Source organism: Chitinophaga sp. (genome assembly GCF_036569125.1).
In the GTDB taxonomy this organism is placed as follows: domain Bacteria; phylum Bacteroidota; class Bacteroidia; order Chitinophagales; family Chitinophagaceae; genus Chitinophaga.
Map to the genome: position 1 here is coordinate 1 of NZ_DATCRF010000132.1, position 21,092 is coordinate 21,092.

Consider the following 21,092-nt stretch of genomic DNA (forward strand, 5'->3'; position numbering starts at 1 on the left):
ATTCACTGCAGGCAGGGGCTGGGCAGAGGTCCCAGCATGGCCATTGCCTACCTGTTAAAAATGGGCGCCACTTACGACGATGCTTTTGCAACAGTAAAAAAAGTACGCACCTTTATTAACCCCAGGCCAGGGCAGGTACAACGTTTGAAAGAAATGGAAGCCTGGTTAAAAGAACACAATGCAACGGTCAGTAAGATTGTACCGCATGTGTAGCTACTTCTTTTTCCGCTTGCCTTCCTTCTTCGCTTTTTCATGCTGGTCTATCAGCAGCTGCCAGTTCTCATTAGGTATGTCTTCAGAGAAGCTGATGGTTTGGCGGTAATCGTTCTTATCTATTTTCATTACCTGGATCTCTTTACCCAGAAAGGATTGTATAGTATCCAGGATAGGTTTTTCTTCCGGGCTACAGAAGCTAACGGCCTGGCCTTTTTGCACGCCGCGGCCGGTCCGGCCTACACGGTGCACATAGTTCTCCGGCTCGTCGGGCAGGTCGTAGTTCACTACATATTCCACGTTGGGAATGTCAATACCGCGGGCATTCACATCGGTAGTGATCAGTATTTTTATATCGCCTTGTTTAAATTCCTTCATTACGGTAAGACGGTCGTCCTGCTCTTTACCGCCATGCATGGTCAGGGTTTTAATACCTACCCGCTCCATAGCAGCCGCCACACGCTCTGCCCGCACTTTGGTACGTACAAATACCAGTATCTTATTCTCCGGAAATTCTTTCACCAGCCGTTCCAGGAAAAAGCGCTTATCATCCATCTCCACAAAGGCCACGGAATGACTTACGTTCTTGGATACCGGATCATCCGGCGAGATCTGGATGCGGATGGGGTTGCGGACGATCGAATAAGCCAGGTCCTTGATCTCTTCATCAATGGTAGCGGAAAAGAACAGGGTCTGGTGGTTGCGGGGCAGGTGTTTGATCACATCGCGTATATCGCGGATGAAACCCAGGTCCAGCATATGATCCGCTTCATCCAGGATCAGGGTTTGCACATGGCTCAGATCCAGGTGGCCCTGGCTGATGAGGTCGAACATACGGCCCGGCGTAGCAATTAAAATATCTACTCCTTTATCCAGCTTTTTGATCTGCGCCTCCTGCTCCACGCCGCCAAAAAGGCCCATAATATCCACACGGGTATATTTACCCAGCTGCTTAAATACATCGGAGATCTGGATAGCCAGCTCACGGGTAGGCACCATTACCAGGCACTTTACTTCGCCCCTGGTGCGGGAACGGCTTTGCTGGTGCAGCAGCTGAATTACCGGAATGGCAAAAGCGGCTGTTTTACCGGTGCCGGTTTGTGCAATGGCCAGCACATCATCTCCCTTAAGAATAGATGGAATAGCCTTGTACTGTATATCTGTAGGGCGTTTGAAGCCCTGCTCTTCCAGGCTTCTTTTAATTTCTTCCGCAATGCGGTATTGTTCAAACTTCATGAGGGCACAAAGATAGCTTATTTTCAGGGGGTTAACTGAGCGCTGCGCCGGCCACCTGCGCAAAAAGTAGTAGGAAAAGAGAGCGGACCCGGATCAGCCAACAACAATTTTATCTGACATAAGACCCGTAAATCATTGACATTTATTTAATTACAGGAATTCTGCCCGGATCTTTATCCTATGCACATTTACAATTTAATAGCATGTACATGTCAGGGCGCGTAATTATTTGCATAGTATCTTCATCGCAGATTAAGAATAACGACTATCCAATTATCCTATGAATATTTGCTTGTAAAACTAATAACTGTAAGTTTTTGGGGTTAACAAATAACATGATTATGGCCACTCTTTTCAGGGTGGCCTTTTTGTTCTTCATAGTTAAGGTTTAATGCGCTTTGGTATCTGCAAGGTTCAGGCTAATAACATTCATTTGCGGCTGCAGCCGTAATACCGCGCCGTTACCTGGTTTTGAGAAGGCGCCTTTCCCGGCGGGCAGCTTATAATTCATTCCATCAAAGCTGCAGTCAATTTTTGCAGGCGTTATTTGCCGGAAAGGCAGCTTGGCATCTGTGGCGGTGTTCAGGTCCAGGTACCAGTTACAGGGCTGCCTGCTCAGCAGTTTTATGGTAAAGGTTTTCTCATCCAGGTCCATTTCCAGCGAACCGCTTACCGTGGTCAGGGGCCATGAGATGTGTACAGCGCCCGTACCCCTGTTGGTGAATACCGGATCTTTACCGGTTAACAGCACTTCCTCTCCGTCTATCAATGCTTTAAAGCGCAGGCCTGCGATCTGACCGGCCTTACTCCACAGGTACCCATCCACTACCGGAAGGGTAAAGAACGTGCATTCGTTAGTGGTAGCTACCTGGGTGGTATATACATCAGGCAGCGCCTCATTAAACAAATGAATGTCGCGGATCCGCAGGCCTTCCTTTTCCCATAACATATTGATCCTGTAAAAGCGGCTGTTAAACCAGATGGTTTTCAGGTTGCTGCCTTCCAGGTCTTGGGTAACGGCGAAAGAGGTAGGCGGTGTTACCTTATAGTTCTTTTTGAACCAAAGGCCGGATTGCTCCAGGGTTTCCACGCGCAGTTTGCCGGCTTTCCACAGCTGTGCAATAAGCGGCATCTGGATCTCAAATCCTTTTGACATACCATCCCAGGTAAAGGAATTTTCCTGCCCGGCCTGTGTATAGTTAAAACCTAATGCCGCATCTTCTGTAAAGGTCTTAAAGAACCAGCTCACCCAGGATGCGCTGCCACCGCCAAATTCATACACCGGCTCCAGGGTGATAACGCCCTGCCGGTTTGAGCCTATGCCCTGATCATACTGCCGGATAGGATCGCTGCCCAGCATTCTGAAAATGGGAACCGGGATCTGCTGCTGCGCATTTTGCGCCGGCATATAAGAGTTGATCTTACTGGGATAATAGGCCTGGTTCCAGTAACCGCCCCATAACGTATATCCATCTGTTCCATACTGGTCTTTACAGTTAGCGGATGCTGTTATGTGATACTTCTCATACATATAGTTCAGGCTGTGCGCATCTATGAACCAGGAGGCTACTGAATGGGGATAGTAACCAAAGATCTTTTTAAAGTCGGCCATGTAAACATCGATCAGCTTTTCCCGCTCTTCCGGTGTGTAGCCGGTTGAAAAACCAATATTGGCGTGCCAGTCCCAGGGATAACGGCCCCGCCATTTAAGGCCGGCCTTTTCCACCAGCGGCTGTGGTATCTCCCACCAGGCGCCTATTTCAAATGATCCTTTAGGCAGTGCCGCTAACAGCTGCTGGTACCGGGGATCCATTAATGCATCATATTGTAATAAGAAAGTTCCCGGCAGCTTGTATTGTTTCATGATCTCCACCTGCTTCACTACCGTTTGGTACAACACATCTTCCGTGATCTTAGGATCCCGGGGTTCCAGTAAACGGATAAAGTTCACAATGTTCACAATCTTAGGCCCGTTCCTGGTTTCCGCTGCTTTCTTTACTGATTGAAAAGCATATCCAACTGAAGACAGCAGGCATAAAAATATTATGCCTGCTGTTATAAAAACCGATGATCTTATTCCTTTATTCATTTTTAATGATGCGTATTTGTGTGCAATTATACCTTAATTATTACCAACCCGGGTTTTGTTCCAGCGTTTTTCCATTAGCGGAATAAAAGGCAACTTCCCGCGTGGGCAGCGGCTGCAGGTAATCCTTATTGGGATCAAATTTCCTGCTGGTTTCTGCTATCAGAAAACCATTTGCATCTACCTTGTTCTGGTAGCTTGGGTCGTTGTAAGGCGCCCTGGTAGCCCATTCTGTGCCGGTTATCTTAATCCCTTTCACATCCTGTGGCAATTCGGTTTCTGCTGTTTTCCAGCGCCGTATATCATCGTACCGGAAACCTTCCAGCGTTAGCTCCACGGTTCTTTCCCGCCGGATCTCCGTACGCATGTTAAGGCCATTCGCCGTAACAAAGGCATTGGTGAGATGCGGCATATTCACCCGGTCCCTGAGCTTATTAATGGAAAGGGCCAGGTCATTATCGCTGATGGAGCCATTCTTTTCATATACCGCTTCTGCATAGATCAGCAGCACTTCTGCATAACGGATCAGGTGCCGGTCATAATCAAACAGGCTGGCATCGCCCAGCTGGCCTGAGTTGTTGGCCACCGGATCCTCAGACATGTATTTGTACAGGATATAACCGGTGTTAAAGTTACGCTGCGGCTTATCCGGCCAGTTAGCCACTTTGGTAACGGGAAAGAATACACGGTTGGTAAGCGTGCCTGGTATGATCATGGTCATGGTCATACGCGGATCCCGGTCCTGGAATTCGGAGCTAAAAGTGCTGTACCCATGAAACACACTACCGGCAGCTGTAATGGGCAAGCCATTTTTATCCAGGTACAGGTCTGCCATTTTCCGTGTGGGGTTATACCCTGTTCCATCATACTGGTAAGGCATATCATGCCCCAGGATGTTCCTTGCATACCTGCGGTCCAGGATGGTTTCGTGTGAATCATCGCCCACTTCCAGGAACAGGTAACGGTAGCTTTGCGCCCCGCTGCCTGTATACAGCGTATAGGCGCCGCTGTTAATAACTGCCTGTGAAGCTGTAACAGCAGCATCCAGGTATTTGGCTGCACCGGCCTCTCCCCTGAACTTTTCCCAGGTTCCTTCAAACAGCGCTACCCGTGCGGCTAAAGCCTGCGCGGCGCCTTTGGTGATCCTTCCTATATCTGAGGATGAAAGGTCCGGCTGGGCAGGCAGATCATTCTTTGCTTCATCCAGGTCCTTTAAAATAAGGTCTGCTGTTTCGCCCCGGCCTGAGCGTGGCGTAAATAAAGCAGGATCATCTGCCGATAAAACTTTTGTGATCAGGGGCACACCGCCATAAATACGCAGCAGCTTCCAGTAATACCAGGCCCGGAAGAACTTTGCTTCCGCCACATAACGCTTAATGTCTGCATCCTCGCTGGCAGCGCCTTTTTCAATAATGTTATTGGCGGAGCGGATATAGCCATAACTATCGTTCCATTGACCGGATGTTTCTGCCGGCTGCAGGTTGCCGTTACTAACGGAATTAGGGAAATTAAACGCGATGTCAGATTCCGTATCCTCAAACCCGAACCGGTCCAGCCCATTATAAAGATTATTTGCGGCCAGCTTAAAATCAGCCGCTGTTTTCCAGAAGGTGGAATCGGTAATGCTGTCCTGTGATACCAGGTTCAGATCCCGCTTGCAGCTGCTGCCCGTTACAGTGAATAGCACCAGGCCCAGCATAATATACCTATATGTAAGTTTCATGATCTCTTCTTTTAAAATTTAGCATTTATGCCCAGTGAGTAAACTTTATTGAACGGGTAGGTACCTTCATTACGGTAACCATCTTCCGGGTCAAAGTTGCCGCCTAATGTTCCTTTTGATATAGTGAACAGGTCCTGCCCGCTAAAGAAGATCCTGGCTGATTTCATTTTAATGCGCATGGCTACAGCAGCGGGCAGATTGTACCCTACCGTGATCACTTTAAAACGCAGGTAGGCTACATTCTGCAGGGTTAATGCGGAGGCGCGGTAATCATAGCTCCTGATATCATCATACCCTACGCTGCCGGGAAGGTACCGGGGATATTTGGCATCCGGCCGTTCGGGGCTCCAGGTCTTATCAGCATAGTAAGCTAAAGAGGGCCAGAAGAAAGTATTGGGCGTGCTGATGGCGCCTTCATAAATAACATTCCTTTTACCTACGCCCTGTAAGAACACCTGCAGGTCAAATTGCTTATAACCCATAGTGATGTTGGATGAAAAAGTATAGCGGGGTATCAGGTTGCCCAGGTAAACCATATCGCCCGAAAGGCCTTTGGATTTATCGCCGAAAGCGGTCAGCTTTCCATCTCCGTCCACATCTTTATACATCACATCGCCCAATGAGATCCTGGACGGTACGCCCTGCAGCTGCTTATATTCATCCAGCTGTTTCTGGGTTTTAATGATGCCGTCATATACATATCCAAAATAAGAGTAGATGGGATAACCCTGCCTGGTAAAGTTCAAACCTTCCTGGAAGTTATCGCTGTTCTTCAGCTCCACCAGCTTGTTCCGGCTATCGCTGAGCTGCACTGATACGCTGTACCGGAAATCATTGATGTGATCTTTCCAGGTAGCCGATACTTCAAAACCTTTGGTCACTACCTTGCCCTGGTTAGTGCTGGGGGGCGTAGCGCCGTAAGTAGCCGGTACTGCTATATTCACCAGCATGTCGTTATTGATCTTATTGTAATAATCAAAGGAGAAGGTAAGCCGGGAATTGAACACCGCTACATCCATACCGATGTTCTTATTCTCGATCGTTTCCCAGGTTCTTGTGGCCGATGCGGGATTGGCATTGGCTCCTGTGAGCCCGGCATTCGGGGATCCTAAAGGATAATTACCGCTTACAGATACCAGTGGAATGTAATCATAGAGCCCTAACTTGCCTATTTCCTGGTTACCCATTTTTCCATAAGATACTCTGAGCTTTAACAGGTCAAAGGTGCGCAGGGATTTAATAAACCTTTCTTCCGATAAGTTGTAGGCCAGCGCTGCTGAGGGGAACACTGCGCTCCAGCGCTTTTCCGGGGCAAATTTGGAGCTGCCGTCTGCACGCGCTGTTACATCCAGTATCAGCTTGTCTTTATAGGAATAGCTTAACCTGCCGAAATAAGAGGCCAGGGCCTGGTTATCCAGGTTGCCGGTGAAATTTGCATAAGCGGCTTTCGTACGGTCGGCCAGGTTAAGGGTAAAGATATTATTGCCAACGAAATTGTAGCCAGTGGTTGATTGTCCTTCGCGCCGGGTTTGTTCCAGTGATGCGCCACCGGTGATATTGATCTTATGATCCTCTCCAAACTCCCGGTTATAATCCAGGTATGCCTGGTATAATTTATTCAGCAGCTTCTGGTTTGCATAATAGGCCGAATTAGGTGTGTTACGTATATCCTGCACCCCGCCTACATAATTATAACGGGTAAAGGTGCGCGTATTCCCATTTTCATTGGTGTAATCAAATCTCACGGCTGTTTGTCCGGTTAATTTCAATCCGGGTATAATGCTGTAATCAATTTTCAGGTTGGTAGCAAACCTGGAAAAATTATTCTGCTGCCGGCCACCCTCTTCCAGCGACTGGGCGGGGTTTTCATAACCCTGGTATCCATAGAACTGGCCTACGCTGTTATACACCGGCTGGTAGGGGAACTGGCGCGGCACATTACTAAGCGCATTATCGATCATAGTAGGCGTTACCGTGGCCTGGTTCTCAAAAATGCTGCGGGTTTCAATGCTTAGCTTTTTACTGAGCCGGAAATCATAATTAAGCCGGAGGTTGTACCGCTCAGAACTGTTCTCTCCGAATTTCAATGAACCTTCATCGCGGTTATAACCTACAGAGAGCAGGTAGTTATTATTATCTGCGCCGCCTGAAACAGATAAGTTATGCAGCTGCTGTGTGGAGTTGCCGTAAATAACCTTATTCCAGTTTGTATACCCGTAAAAGCCAGGATAGCTGGTAATACCATAGTTCCATCCGCCATCCAGCTCCGGTGGCGCGTTTGCTTTTATCTTATCAAATACTTCCTGTGAAAAACCGTTGATGCCGGCATTGCGCAATCCTTCATCCATAAACTCTGCAAACTGTAAGGTGTTCTGGATCTTTCTCAGGTAGGTGGGTGTTTTTAAACCAATGTTGCCGCTGTAGGTAACTTCCGGCGGGCCTTTCCGCCCTCTTTTGGTGGTTACCAGTATTACACCGTCTGCAGCGCGTGCGCCGTAAATGGAGGCGGCTGCATCTTTCAGCACAGATACCTCTGCAATATCATTGGTATTAATGGTATTAATATCGCCCGGGATACCGTCTACCAGCACCAGTGGCAGGTTTCCGTTTATAGAGGAGTAACCGCGGATCTGCAGGCCGTAGCTTTGCTTACCGGGCTGCCCGCTGCCTTTGGTAATGGTTAATCCCGGTATGGTGCCCTGCAGCGCATCAAAGCTGTTGTTCAATGGCCGGTTCTCAAACACATCTGATTTAACGGTAGAGATAGCGCCGGTAACCGCGCCTTTGGTGCGCGTACCATAACCTACTACCACTATTTCATCCAGCTTGGTATCAATGCGTACCATGTTAACCTGCATATTGGCTTGTTCATTCACTGTTATGCGCTGGGTCAGGTACCCGATGAATGAAAACACCAGGATGGAATTAGGCCCCGGCGCCTCCACTGAAAATTCTCCGTTCCCGTTTGTGCTAGTACCAATGGCAGTGCCTTCCACGCCAACAGTTACACCGGGCAAAGGATCGCCGTTGCTGCTATCCCTGACCACACCGGATATTCTCAGCGCCTGTATATCGTTTACAGGTTTTACAGGCACGCTGCTGTTCTTTTCCAGGATCAGGATGGTCTTGTTGCGGATAACATATTTAAAGGGCTGGTCTTCAAAACAAAGGTCCAGCACTTTAACAAGATCTATATTCCTGGCGTTCACGGTAATGGGCCTGGCATTTTTCAGCGTAACATTGTTATACAGAAAATCATAGTCCGTTTGCTTTCTTATCTGGGCAATAACTTCTGTTAAGGGCGCCCTTTCCGCAACTACTGTGACCCTCTGCGCATAGGTTGCTGCCTGCACCTGCAGGAACATGATCGTTAAGAAGATGAAGGTGAGCTTGGTTCTCAGGAAAAACGTGGAATGTGCATAGGGATCCCTCCTGAGAAGTAATTCAATAACGTTCTTATACATTTGTTAAGTAGATTTAATTTGGATCTATTAGTTTGCTTTTTTTAACATAACCTGGTTTTGCATACAGCCACCCGCCCGGGCGCATCAGAGGCGCCTGATTACTTGTGATAAAAGTTTGGAATTAGCTTGTTGATCGGCCGATCGTTCCTGTTCCTGCTGTTAATTAATGGATGAATTTCCTGATCCTGGTTGTGCTTAATTTGTAACAATAATTTTGTTAGCCTGCATTTTAAAATGAACAGGTCCCACCTGTTCTAAATTGTGTAAGATCTCCGAGAGGTTGGCTGAACGGGAAAACGTTCCGCCAAACCGGTCCTGCCTGTTGTAATTGCTGTATTCGATATCTACATCGTACCACCGGCTCATAATTTTCATAACGCTGCCGATATCCTGGTTGTCGAACAGGAAGTACCCGTTCTTCCAGGAAATAGCATCTTCAGCATTCACTGTTTTAATATGTATGGGCGCCTGGTTCTTAAAGATGCTGGCCTGCTGCCCCGGGGCCAGTAAGCTGGATTGTCCGGAGGTAAGGTTGCGGACCTTAATGCTTCCGGAAAGCAGCGTGGTGCTGATACCCGCATCCTCTGCATATCCATTTACATTAAAGCGGGTGCCCAGTACCGTAACTTCCTGGTTGCCTGTGGTTACTTTAAAAGGTTTGTTCACATCAGGAGCTACCTCAAAATAAACCTCCCCGTTTACAACTACCTTTCTTTCATTGCCTGTAAATGTTACAGGATAGGTGATGGAAGATGCGGCATTCATCCAAACCTGTGTACCATCTGTAAGGGTAATATGATACTGCCCTCCCCTGGGAGTGGCCAGGGTGTTGTAGATCATGTTGGCAGCTGCATTGCCGGTACCGGCGCCATACACCAGCTGCCCATTGGCCGTTTTATTTACGGTCACAGATCCCTGGTCTGCCAGCTTACCATTTTTTGCATCCGTGAGCACAATTTGCTGACCGTTTGATAAGGTTAGCAAAGCCTTGTTGCCACCCGGTTTAAAATCATGCACAGGGCTTGCTGCTACCTGCTTTTGTCTGGATGGCTGCGCAGGCGGTTGTAATAAATAATAAGCGGATGCAGCGAGTAACAGCAGGGATGCTGCTGCAGCTATGCGCGGCCACGACCGGGTTTTGATAACCCTTGCCGGCGGCGGCTTAACAGACTGCCAAACCTCTGCCTTAATAGCCTGTAATTCCTCCGGCGATATATCCTGGTCTTCAGGCTGCCATTGCAGGTACCAGGCCTCCAGCAAAGCCAGCTCCTCCGGGCTGATAGTGCCGGTCCTGTATTTTTCCAGTAAATGCTGTATGTCCGGTTTTTGCATGTATACTCCTGTCTTGTAATAGATAGACAGGGAAGGTACCGGTGAGGGGGGTAATAAATTTAAAATTATTTGTAAAAAATAAAGAAGAGGTATAACAGGACGCCCAGCCGCATGCGCAGTACTCTCAGCGCATTCTTTACGTGGCTTCTTACAGATTGCTCGCTCAGGTTTAACCTTTCTGCAATTTCCTTATAGCTTAGATTGGATTTGCGGCTTAGCTCAAACACCTCACGCATTTTTGGAGGTAAGGCCCGGATCTCCCTTTCTATGATGGCCGCCAGCTGCCGCTCCCGTACCCGGTGGTCTGTAAGCGCTTCTGTGCCGCTGATCCAGCCCGGCAGGGCAGCACGGTACTTTTCTTCCACCTGCTTATGTGCAATGGCATTAAGCACACGGTTCCGTACCCAGGTATACAGGTAATTGGAAAAATTGGTCTTTGGTTCCAGCGTGCTGCGTTTAGACCATAGGTGTGAAAAGAGTTCCTGTACCAGGTCCTTGGCTTCGTCCTTGTCCCTTAGCCGGTTGTAGGCGTGTAAATAAAGCAGCTCAAAGTAGCGTTCATATATTTCAGCAAACGCGTTTTGATCGCCGGTCCTCAGCAACTCCACCAATTCCAAATCACTCAATGAATTGTATCGGAGCATTTCTCACATGAAATTTACGTGTTTCAACAGCGGAATTGATAACTATACTAATTGACAATTAAAGTGTATTTTTTGACACTTCCATCCCATGCTATCCTATCTTAGAAAAAAATTTCAGATCATTACATCTGTTTATAATACCCGCAAGTAAGATGTTTATAAAAAATCTCTGTTTGGTAATCACCTGCTTTTCAGGTTTATTGCTGCCGGTGATCAGCCAGGGCAGCCCACGTAAGGACTCAAGTATATTCCGCGTCAGCAGTCCGAAAATTACCATGACCATTGACTGCGATAATAAGGCAAGTATTACCTCGCTTGTTATTAACGGCCAGGAAGTTATCAGCAGCAAAGACGGGATCTATACTGCGGTAAAAGCAGCAGGCATGCTTTACTCTTCCATGCACCTGAAAGAAAAACCCGTTGTTCAGCAAACCCCGCAAAGGACTATCATCAGCGGTATTAGCTATGGCAATGAAAATATTACCATCCAAGAAAGCTGGATCTTCACCAGGGTTGGTGAGGCTATTCAGTGGGAAATAAAAAGAGCGCTGCCCCGGGCAGTAAAGGCGGAGGAAGCCGGTATGCCCGTCCTGAACTTTAACAATATAGATACCTGGGAAGGCGCCTACCAGGGTTACGGCGGCTTAGCGTGGTTCTATCTTTTTAATGAAAAGGAATCCACTTACGGCGTACATACAAGATCATCCAATTTCTGGAACAGTAAAAGCGGGAATGGCTTAACCGTAGCTGTGGATGCACCGGGTAAGCAGGTAGCCATGAAATACAGCCGTACAAACGATAACAGGCTGGCGTATACCGTTACTGTTTCCAATAACGCCATGATCCCCGGATCGGATAGCGGAACCAACCGGCGCTTATTTGTAAGGAACAGAACCGATGTTTGGGCGCCCTTTACGATGCCGGCCGGCGCCAGCACCCAGCGTATAACATTCAGCTATTTTGATTTTAATGAAAAATACGGCCGGGGGAAATTTGCCGGTATAAACGGAACAGCCGTAAGCGCTGTGCTGAATACCATTGCCAGGATAGGCGTGATAGATTCCCTGCATTTTGGCGGCAACAGCTGGCACACGCCTTACGGCCCTATTTGCCTGCATGAACAATATATAGCGCAAATGGGCCTGGGCATTAATGATCCCGATTACCTGAGTGGTTATCAAAGCTGCCTTGATTATTACCGGGATCATGCTATAAAACCTGACGGGCGGGTGTATTCCCGCTGGGCTTATACGAATGAAGATGCCATGCCGGGCGCATATAACAAAGAAGGCTTTTATGAAGCACAGTGGGGCATCCTGATGGATTCAAACCCAGACTTTGTTACGAATGTGGCAGAGCTCTACGATATGACGGGCAATAAAAGCTGGGTTAAAAGCCACCAGCGCAGCTGTGAAAAGGCATTGGACTGGATCCTGAAAAGAGATGTTAACAATAACGGGCTGGTGGAAATGATGACCGATTCACAGGAACAAAAACGTTCCAGCGACTGGATAGATATTATCTGGGCATCGTATGAAAATGCTTTCGTAAATGCCAAGCTTTACCTGGCTTTAACCAAATGGGCCGCTATTGAAGGCCAGCTGGGCAACCCCGCAAAGGAACAGCAGTATAAAGCTTTTGCCGCTAAGCTGAAAAGCAGCTTTAATAAACCGGTAAGCAATGGCGGTTTCTGGGACCAGGAAAATCAGTGCTATGTACACTGGCTGGATAAAGCGCAGCAGCCGCATGGGCGCAACATGGTAACCCCTGTTAACTTTATGGCTATTGCTTACGGGATCTGTGATGATGCCAGCAGGGCTAAATTGATCCTGGATAATATTGAGCAGCAAATGGTAAAGGAGCAGCTTTTCTTCTGGCCTTTGGCAATGACCTCCTACGCTGCAGGGGAAGGCCGGGAATCCCAGTACCCCTTTCCTGAATATGAGAACGGGGACCTGTTCTTATCCTGGGGCTCTGTTGCCATTAAGGCCTATGCAGCATACGATCCGGAAATTGCGCTGAAGTATGTAAAAAATGTGCTGGAGCAATACAACAAAGACGGGCTTGCGTTTCAGCGTTACGGCCGCATTAAGCAGGATGGCCGGGGTGATGATATCTTATCCGGCAACAGCCTTTCCATCGTAGGGTTATACCAGGCTATTTATGGCATTAATCCCCTGTATAACCGTTTGCTGCTGGATCCGCATATTACCCCTGCGCTGGCAGGCACGGAGCTTAACTATAACTACCAGCACCAGCGCCTGCTTATAACCCTTGACCATAATAGCTACTCCGTATCCAATAAGGTATTTAAAATAAGCAGCCCTAAACGCTTTGGCTTTAAGGCCACAAAAAACAATGTTTTTTATTTTGATGATGACAACAGCAGCGCTGCGTTACAGGTTACCACCAATAACCCTTTAACCATTAACATAAAAAACTGGAATGCTGATAACATGAGCTGGACCCAAACCATTACGGCGCCCGGCCTTAGCCCGCTCACTTATAACATTCATGGGCTGCAACCCGGCGCTGAGCATACTTTCAGCGTGGATGGGAAAGCAGTAAAAAAAGTGCGCAGTGATGGGAAAGGAGATTGCAGCATAACCTATACACCTGTAGCGCCTTCCGCCGCTATTACTATAAGCAACTAAACACTATTTTATTTATAAAGGCTAAAAATAAATGTTCGTGGGACAACTAAATGTTGCAACACCATTTGTTAACGGAACCGTTAACATTTGACAACACTATAACATTCATTTTTAACCACTTATGATTGATCAGGCATTCATTTTCGTGAATATTTGATCACACATAAATGTTAGCATAAATGTTCAATCCCACTATATCTTTGATTCAACGAAACAGTGAATATTTTCCAACTATCCTATGAAGAATTCTTTAAAGACATTTTTACTTTGGGGTTAACAAACAATTGGATACCAGAGCCGCTCTTTTTAGGGCGGCTCTCCTTTTTATCCTTTACCTAAACTTATGAAAATGCCATACCACGTTAAGTTATTATTTGCTGTAATAGACCGGACCGGAGAAATGGAAATAGAATACCTGCAGGAAACAGCATCATCAAAAGAAATTGCGATCAGTAAAATTGAACACTACATTACAGCCACCTGGGGCGCTTCCGGAGAGAATGGCCATTATGGCTTCCGGGTATTGAGCACCCAGGAAAGCAACTAACTTCCCCTTAATCAGAACAAAGACTTTATATAAAATACAACAGGCATGGAGGCAAACGCCAGCGGAATAATAACCGCAAAGATCCAGATGCCTGTGAACTGCACAATGGGCGTATATTTTTTATGCACCCAGCCTGCTGTTCTGAAAGCGCTTTGAAAGCCATGGTATAAATGATAGGAAACTGCTACCATCGCCACCAGGTACAGCATCACATACCATAAAAGGCTAAAGCTGTGTGCTACTATAACATACAGGTCTTTCACCCTCACGATCTCAATATTATTTTCTGTGGTAACCGCGTATTCAAACTGTGGGGAAAGCGGTTTGTACTCCGTTGACGTTAATTCGCCGGTTAAAAGGTGCTTGTGGTATTCCCGGTAAGTTCCTTCTGTAAACTTATACCGGCCCCAGAAATTGCTCATATGCACAATGAGGAATAAGAATATAATGCTGCCCAGCAGGCCCATATTCAGGGAAGCCCATTTAACAGGCGCTTTTGGAGCCACCGCATATTTAACAGGCCTGGCCCTCCGGTTCTGTATGGTAAGTATCAACGCGTACAGTGCATGCACCAGGATGGAGATATACAGGATATAGCTGATTATTTCCACTGGCGGAAAGTGCGTCATAAAATGTGCGTAGATGTTAAAGGTATAACCCTCATCGCCCGCAAATAAGGTAAGATTTCCTCCCAGGTGTACGATCAGGAACAGGCACATGAACAGGCCCGTCATGGACATGATCAGCTTTTTACCAAGGGATGAGTTAAAGAATTGCTTAAAGTTCATGAATAGATCTTTTTATGTTGTGGATAAGCGCCTATCTCCACTAAGGGAGGGGATCAATACTTGTTCTCCCGGTTCCCGGACCGGAAGATCATTCTTAATGCCTGGTCGCGGGTGGTATAGGCCACGGCCCAGTTATACAATGTTTTTATGCGGTTGTTATAATTAACCAGGGAAACAAGGTGAATAAAAAGCCAGCTTAGTAAGCCCAGCAAACCGCCTAAGTGAACCTTGTGCTTAAAAAGGTCAGCTACGGCAAACTGCCGGCCGATGATGGCCATATCGCCACGGTCAAAATATTTGAACGGCTTCATTGGGCGGCCCTTGGCCATACGCAATAAATTTTTAGCCAGCGCCTTACCCTGCTGAATAGCCGGCTGGGCAAGCTGCGGGTGGCCGTTAGGGTAAGCGCTGTCTGTAAACTGGATGCTGATATCGCCAATGGCGTACACATTTTCATAACCCTGCACCCGGTTAAAGGCGTCGGTGATCATTCTCCGGCCTTTGCCAATGCTTTGATCTGAGATGCCTTCAAAAGTGTTGGCTATAACGCCTGCTGCCCATATCAGGCTTTTGGTTTCAATAATGGTCCCATCCGACAAATGCACCCGGTCATTTTCATAACTTTTAACCTGTGTGTTCAGCTTTACAAGCACCCCTAATTTCTCCAGCTCTTTATATGCTTCCTTATGCGTTTTATCGCTCATAGGAGCCAGCAGGTTAGCTGCGCCGTCTATTACATGGATCTCTGTCGGCGTATTTTTCAGCTCGGGATAATCGTGGCCCAGGATGTATTTTCTCATTTCTGCCAGCATGCCGGCCACCTCTACACCGGTTGGGCCCCCGCCGGCGATCACGATGGTGAGCAGCCGCTTTTTCTCTATGGGGTCCTGCTCAATAACTGCCCTTTCAAGGGTTTTGATCAGCTCATTGCGCATATAAAGCGCGTCATCAATACCTTTCAGTGAAAAGGTACTGTGACGAAGGGCATCGTTCCCGAAGAAATTGGTTTTGGAACCGGCTGCAAAAACCAGCACATCATAATGCAGCTCACCCCCATCGCTTAAATACAATTTATTCGCAGCAGTATCTACCCGTAACAGCGCCGCCATCCTGAAAGCAATGCCTTTTTTCTTAAAGAGCTTCCTGAACGGGTAGCTGATGCTGGAAGGCTCCAGGAAGCTGGTAGCCACCTGGTACAAAAGCGGCGTAAAGTAATTATAGTTGTTCTTGTCAACCACTGTTACGTTGTAATATTGGTTATGAAACAGGTGCTGAACGAAATTCAGCCCTGCAAAACCGCCCCCGATCACCACCACCTGTTTCTTTGTTGTTTGATTGGTTTCCATCTTTTTATTATTTATTACACATCAATAACAACTGAAGTTTCATTTCTGGACAAAAACCTGTGATTTTTTTTGCTGCTGTGCCGGTTACAGAATGATATTGTTCCTCGGCTGCAGGTAGGACGGCGTATCCTGCTCACCGATCATTTCCCGGAGGTCTATTTCAATGGCCCGGCACATTTGCGAGATCGGCACATCATTGGCGCTGCCTTCAAACGGGTTTTCCGTGCTCTCTCCTACCTGCTCCAGGGAAGTGTACATCCAGGAAATAATAACACTGAAAGGAACCACCAGCCATACCATGTTACCTTTCATGATCCCCTCCAGGCTGCTGTTCAGCTTATCAAACTCCTGTAACATGCCAAAAGGCAGCAAAAAGCAAAACAGCCGTACGAAAAACGTGTTAATAACAGAATACTGCCTGGGATAGGGCGCATCTTTGATGGACTCGCATTGCCCCTGCTGTACGTAAAAATTATTGAGCGCTTTTTGCATCTCCATAAACTGGGCCAGGGCAATCTGCTGGCTATCATAAAGCTCCCTGATACTTTTACCCTGCATGCCCATTATCTGGGTGGCCTTATTCTTTGTGCCAAGAATGTAATGCCGCTCATGATCCGGTAGATATTTTTCCAGCGCTGTTTCAAGAGTGGTTTCTTTTTCAGGGATCGTGTAATACCGCCGGTACTCTGCATTGTATCTTTTATCCGTTCCTTCCCAGATCCTGTCTTCCCGCATCTGGTAACGCATAGCGGTAAGCCAGGCAAAATGGCGGTAGATGAGTGTTCTTGTTTTTTCAGGATCATGCAGGTAATCCCTGCTCAGTATGGCCCATGCCCTGCTGCTGTTTAAGATGTTGGTCCATACCTGCTGGGCATCCCGGGTACGGTAATAGGTTTGGGTATTTTTGAAACCCACAATAAAAGCGGTTGCTGTTCCCAAAAGCGCTACTACCGTCCAGGGTACTGCCAGCCATTTTATACCCATCACCTGGTACAGGAGCACGGGTATAATGCCCAAAACCAGCAATGCATAGATCTTTCTCCTGGTCCAGATAAGGAATTCTGATAATTTATACGATTTACCTACATGCATGTGTTCTAATAATTAAATTTTATGGATACTTCCTGGCTTAAACCGCCATGCGGATCTCTACCGTTCCGCCCAGCTCCGGCACCGGCGCCCTTTGGGCAATGGCCACGGCATGGTCATAATCATTTGCTTTTATGATGATGATGCCGCGGATGGATGGGTTAATGTTAATCCTGCTCCCGGGGTTCATCTTCCATGGTTACAAAATCATCCAGGAATTCACCGCCCTGGCTGGGATCTTTTTCATGTACCGGTTCCAGTGCTGTTTGTACAAGCTCCGGTACTGGTTTGGCTTCTTTGTCCGGGAAAATGTTGCGGAACAGAAAGGAGAGCGCTTTCATATGTAATGATTTTGAAGGTTAAAAATGTGGTTTGTGCTTATGTGCTGTGAATGCGGGTGGAATTTGCAAGGCATATGCCATGCGCGTAAGACAATGGTTATAAGTCAATTACAACAAAAGAGAGGATAGGATTTTCACGATATTTCGTGAGTTGACGAATGTGTTCACTATATTTAGGGGATCTTTTCACCTCATCGTCGCATTCCTTCTCTGAAACGCTCTCTTTTCATATTTTTGAATAGCTTTATTTCGCCCTCTATTATATTAAGTTTTAGGTAATCTATCATTTAGAATTCAATGTATAAAGTCCGGTAATGAAACAGGGGGGTATGGTCTTTCATTCACAATATGAATCGATATGGATATTAGAATTTCATTTCCTTTAGGGACATTCAAAGATAGTGGTGCAGCATTTTTGTTTATCCATGATGTAGTAAAATTTGATATTAACGTTATAAGTTCAGTTACATCTTTTCCAGATGGGGACTGGTTTAGTAATGTTGATGATGTAGCAACAGACCTTTCTACAAATAATGACCACATTTTTGATCTGCATGATGGAAAAAATATTGATGACCATGGAATGGTAAGCGTTAATGCGGTTGTCTTTAGAAGAGAACCTTATTATAATCTGGAGGTTTTTGCAATTGGACTTAAAGAGGTAGAAAAATTAGATTACGAGCGGTTAATAAAAAAATCAGCTGAATGTGGATTTACAACCATCATTGGAATGGACTTCCTGAAAGCCAAGTGGCAGAGTGAACGCTTTGTTCAAAATTATATCACGTTTGGCAAACCTCATGAACATCTGGATAAAATGGAAGATCTAGTATTGGGTAAGTCGTTTGGTCCGGTAATTGATATTTCAAAAAATCCCGGACATGAGATCCAAACCTATGAAATGTACCTAATGGCGGCACCTGAAATGTGGTTTGGCCCCGGTAGCTGGAAATATTTTGATAAGAAGCTGGTAAGTACTTTCCCTAATGGGATCGAAGTAAATGAAATACTCCCCGATGTTGTTTATGTCAAGCTTTTTGACTGGACAACCCCAGATTATGAAACTCCAGAAATATTAGCGTTACAGAAGAAGTTCAGAAAGTGGGTTAAAATGGATGAAGTAGAAGCCAACCTGAATAATATGACCTCCCCATTATATGAAGTAGCCACATTAAAGCTTGACTTAAAAGATCCTGATAACCCCAAAGAGGAATTTAGCATTTTAAGTGCAGTGAAAAACATATTTAGAAAAAAGAAGTAAAACTTACCTCCCCGCTCCAATCTTTCCCGGCTTTTCTCCCATTTCCAATATCAGCGTTCCCCCGTTCATCAGCTCCTGGTGTGAGAACCAGGGACCAGGCAACGCCTTACCATTCAAACTAGCGCTTTGGATGTATTTATTTACGCGGGATGAGTTGCGCGCGATCACAGTAAATTTTTTCCCGTTATGCAGGTGAATAATTACCTTACTGAACACCGGGCTGGTAATAGTATATTCCGGCAGCCCCGGTGTTATGGGAAAAAAGCCCATGGCCGAAAACACCACCACGGCCGACATAGAGCCGGCATCTTCATCGCCGGGTACACCAAAAATGTCGTCTTTAAACCAGGTGTCGAGAATAAAGCGGGTCCACTTCTGGGTTTTCCAGGGTGAGCTGGTGTAGTTGAAAATATAAGGGATGAAAAATGTGGGTTGGTTACCCATGGAGAACTGGCCTGTCATACCGGTTGCATCAGGGTACTTATCCCAGAAATCATATTTACTGCGGTCCAGGCCTTCATGAAAAAGCTGGTCCATGCGCTGTTCCATCTTCTGGCTGCCACCCATCAACATACGTAGTCCCGGCAGGTCCTGCTGTACATTCCACATATAGGTCCAGCCATTATTTTCATTATAATAATCCAGACCCGCATGGCCGCCATCTATTTTAGGATCAATATTGATCCATTCTCCTTTGGCATCTTTAGGCATAAACATACCTGCTTGTTCGCTCCACAGGTTCTTATAATTATATTTGCGGGCGGCGTAACGGCTGCTGGTAGCGGTATCGCCCAGCTCTTTTGCAAATTCGCTCAGGGCCCAGCTGTCATAACTATTGGCCAGGGTAATGGCAACGGATGAACGTTTTTGTCCCGGCCGTAGCAATACCAGCGGGTCTGTTTCAGCTTCGCCGGGGTGCAGGGCGGGGTAATAGCCCTTTGCGTCGTAAAAGCTATCCAAAGCTCCTTTACGGTCTTTACGGCCAGGCAGCAGCGTATACTTATCCTCACTCTTTAACATCCCTTCCAGTGCTTTCTTTGTATCAAAGTTGCGAACGCCTTTGCGGTAAGCATCCAGGAAAATAACGGAGGAGTGAAAACCAAACATGCCGGGCCTGTCGCCATATAGCTTCGGATATTCGGGCATCAAACCGCTTTGCGTATACATGTTCACGAATGATTGCAGCATAACGCCTTCCAGCTCCGGATCCAGGATACAGCGCAGCGGGTGTAAGGCCAGGTAATTACCCCAGGCATAATCATCTGTATAAAAAGGTTGTTTATCTTCATGTACCTGGTTATCGTAGCCGCTAAAATATTTTCCCTGTTCGGTAATGTTAACCATCCGCACATAACAGCGGTACAGGGCGGTATAAAAACTGCGGCGCTGCGCCAGGGTGCCGCCTTCTACTTCTATCTGGCCCAGGGCTTTTGCCCATGCGGCTTGGCCCCTGTTCTTCAGCACATCAAACGTTACGCCTTTCAGCTCTGCTTCCAGGTTCTTTTTAGCCTGCTCACGGCTAATGAAAGAGATGGCATAACGGAACTCCACAGTGGTAGCAGTATCGCTTACCGGGTAGCTCACCCAGGCCTTTATACCATTGGCTTCTGTTAGTTTTGGTGGTATGCCGGTCACCGTGTAACCAGTCCAGTGCTTTTCGCCGGTGGTAATACCGCTTTGCGGTTTGCCGGAAAATACGCCGTACATATAGGCTACGCCTTTTTGTTTATGATTGGCATCATTCACATACTCTGTACCTGCAACGGCATCAGGCCCGTCAAAAGTATACTCACCTTTTGGATAATAATGTGATAACAGTAAATGTTTTTGTACGCCTTTGGGAAAGGTGAAACGGTAAATACCCGTTCTTTCCCCGGCAGTATAGGCTACCTGTACATCGGGCTCTGTGAGCTGGGTACTGTAATACCAGGGATGCGTGATCTCATGATCGTAATCAAAAGTTAAACGGCCTTTAAAAACGGTATCGGTAGGTTTAACCGAAAAGACCATCTGTGGCGTGATCACGTTCTGCGCCAGTAAAGGGAAATCCGTGATCTGGTCGTCCAGATGATCTTTTCTGTTGGGGAACACCCGTACCATCTGGTTCGGGAGATGAACGACCGGCCGGTTAGGATTCAATAACGGCGCTACATTGCCTATGGTAGGGTCTACATATTCTATATTCTTTTGTGCAAAACAGGGCGCAAAACAGAACAGGAACATGATACTTGCATAGAGTCTTATATTCATCTTGTTAATTTATAGACAATGTAACGCCGTTAATGATAAATTTTATGAACGGAAATCCCTGATGGCTTTTCCGCCGCCACTGATATTATCCAGCATCATTTCTGAATACTTCCGGGAA

General features: G+C 46.7%; 16 protein-coding genes. 4 read left to right on the plus strand and 12 right to left on the minus strand.

Features of this window, described 5'->3' with window-relative positions; translation table 11 throughout:
• The coding region (locus tag VIM87_RS04705; RefSeq protein ID WP_331995859.1) for a dual specificity protein phosphatase at nt 1–213 on the plus strand (213 nt) is incomplete at its 5' end.
• Here VIM87_RS04705 and VIM87_RS04710 read toward each other — a convergent pair.
• The 6 genes from VIM87_RS04710 to VIM87_RS04735 all read right to left on the minus strand — a co-directional run bounded on the left by VIM87_RS04710 (nt 214) and on the right by VIM87_RS04735 (nt 10,662).
• Nucleotides 214–1,449, minus strand: a complete 1,236-nt coding sequence (locus VIM87_RS04710) for a DEAD/DEAH box helicase (RefSeq protein ID WP_331995860.1) — start codon at nt 1,447–1,449, stop codon at nt 214–216. It abuts the gene before it with no gap.
• A 388-nt stretch (nt 1,450–1,837) separates the two neighbouring features.
• Nucleotides 1,838–3,538, minus strand: coding sequence for a hypothetical protein (locus tag VIM87_RS04715; protein ID WP_331995861.1), 1,701 nt, complete (start codon nt 3,536–3,538; stop codon nt 1,838–1,840).
• 40 nt (nt 3,539–3,578) lie between these two features.
• Nucleotides 3,579–5,258, minus strand: coding sequence for a RagB/SusD family nutrient uptake outer membrane protein (locus VIM87_RS04720; protein WP_331995862.1), 1,680 nt, complete (start codon nt 5,256–5,258; stop codon nt 3,579–3,581).
• 11 nt (nt 5,259–5,269) lie between these two features.
• Nucleotides 5,270–8,722: a TonB-dependent receptor gene (locus tag VIM87_RS04725; protein WP_331995863.1), complete on the minus strand. Its 3,453-nt coding sequence runs from the start codon at nt 8,720–8,722 to the stop codon at nt 5,270–5,272.
• A gap of 195 nt (nt 8,723–8,917) precedes the next feature.
• The gene (locus tag VIM87_RS04730; RefSeq protein ID WP_331995864.1) at nt 8,918–10,054 is read right to left on the minus strand and encodes a FecR family protein; all 1,137 of its coding nucleotides are present in this window, start codon (nt 10,052–10,054) and stop codon (nt 8,918–8,920) included.
• 65 nt (nt 10,055–10,119) lie between these two features.
• Nucleotides 10,120–10,662, minus strand: coding sequence for an RNA polymerase sigma-70 factor (locus VIM87_RS04735; RefSeq protein ID WP_331995874.1), 543 nt, complete (start codon nt 10,660–10,662; stop codon nt 10,120–10,122).
• Between the two features lie 311 nt (nt 10,663–10,973).
• Here VIM87_RS04735 and VIM87_RS04740 point away from each other — a divergent pair, with 311 nt between their 5' ends.
• Complete coding sequence (locus VIM87_RS04740; protein ID WP_331995865.1) at nt 10,974–13,352, plus strand: hypothetical protein; 2,379 nt, start codon at nt 10,974–10,976, stop codon at nt 13,350–13,352.
• A 349-nt stretch (nt 13,353–13,701) separates the two neighbouring features.
• Complete coding sequence (locus VIM87_RS04745) at nt 13,702–13,899, plus strand: hypothetical protein (protein ID WP_331995866.1); 198 nt, start codon at nt 13,702–13,704, stop codon at nt 13,897–13,899.
• Nucleotides 13,900–13,910: 11 nt separating this feature from the next.
• Here VIM87_RS04745 and VIM87_RS04750 read toward each other — a convergent pair whose 3' ends face one another.
• From VIM87_RS04750 to VIM87_RS04770, 5 genes are all read right to left on the minus strand, one after another.
• On the minus strand, nt 13,911–14,687 hold the full coding sequence (locus VIM87_RS04750; protein WP_331995867.1) for a succinate dehydrogenase cytochrome b subunit: 777 nt from the start codon (nt 14,685–14,687) through the stop codon (nt 13,911–13,913).
• Nucleotides 14,688–14,740: 53 nt separating this feature from the next.
• Nucleotides 14,741–16,033: an NAD(P)/FAD-dependent oxidoreductase gene (locus VIM87_RS04755; protein WP_331995868.1), complete on the minus strand. Its 1,293-nt coding sequence runs from the start codon at nt 16,031–16,033 to the stop codon at nt 14,741–14,743.
• 84 nt (nt 16,034–16,117) lie between these two features.
• Entirely contained in the window at nt 16,118–17,125 is a 1,008-nt protein-coding gene (locus VIM87_RS04760; protein WP_331995869.1) for a bestrophin family protein, read from the minus strand.
• 37 nt (nt 17,126–17,162) lie between these two features.
• Nucleotides 17,163–17,312: a hypothetical protein gene (locus VIM87_RS04765; RefSeq protein WP_331995870.1), complete on the minus strand. Its 150-nt coding sequence runs from the start codon at nt 17,310–17,312 to the stop codon at nt 17,163–17,165.
• Entirely contained in the window at nt 17,290–17,463 is a 174-nt protein-coding gene (locus tag VIM87_RS04770; protein ID WP_331995871.1) for a hypothetical protein, read from the minus strand. The genes VIM87_RS04765 and VIM87_RS04770 overlap by 23 nt, the downstream gene beginning before the upstream one ends.
• 358 nt (nt 17,464–17,821) lie before the next feature.
• On the opposite strand from VIM87_RS04770, the gene VIM87_RS04775 reads away from it, so the two are divergent.
• Nucleotides 17,822–18,724, plus strand: coding sequence for a hypothetical protein (locus tag VIM87_RS04775; protein ID WP_331995872.1), 903 nt, complete (start codon nt 17,822–17,824; stop codon nt 18,722–18,724).
• A 3-nt stretch (nt 18,725–18,727) separates the two neighbouring features.
• Here VIM87_RS04775 and VIM87_RS04780 read toward each other — a convergent pair whose 3' ends face one another.
• On the minus strand, nt 18,728–20,974 hold the full coding sequence (locus VIM87_RS04780) for a GH92 family glycosyl hydrolase (RefSeq protein ID WP_331995873.1): 2,247 nt from the start codon (nt 20,972–20,974) through the stop codon (nt 18,728–18,730).
• Nucleotides 20,975–21,092: the final 118 nt, after the last annotated feature.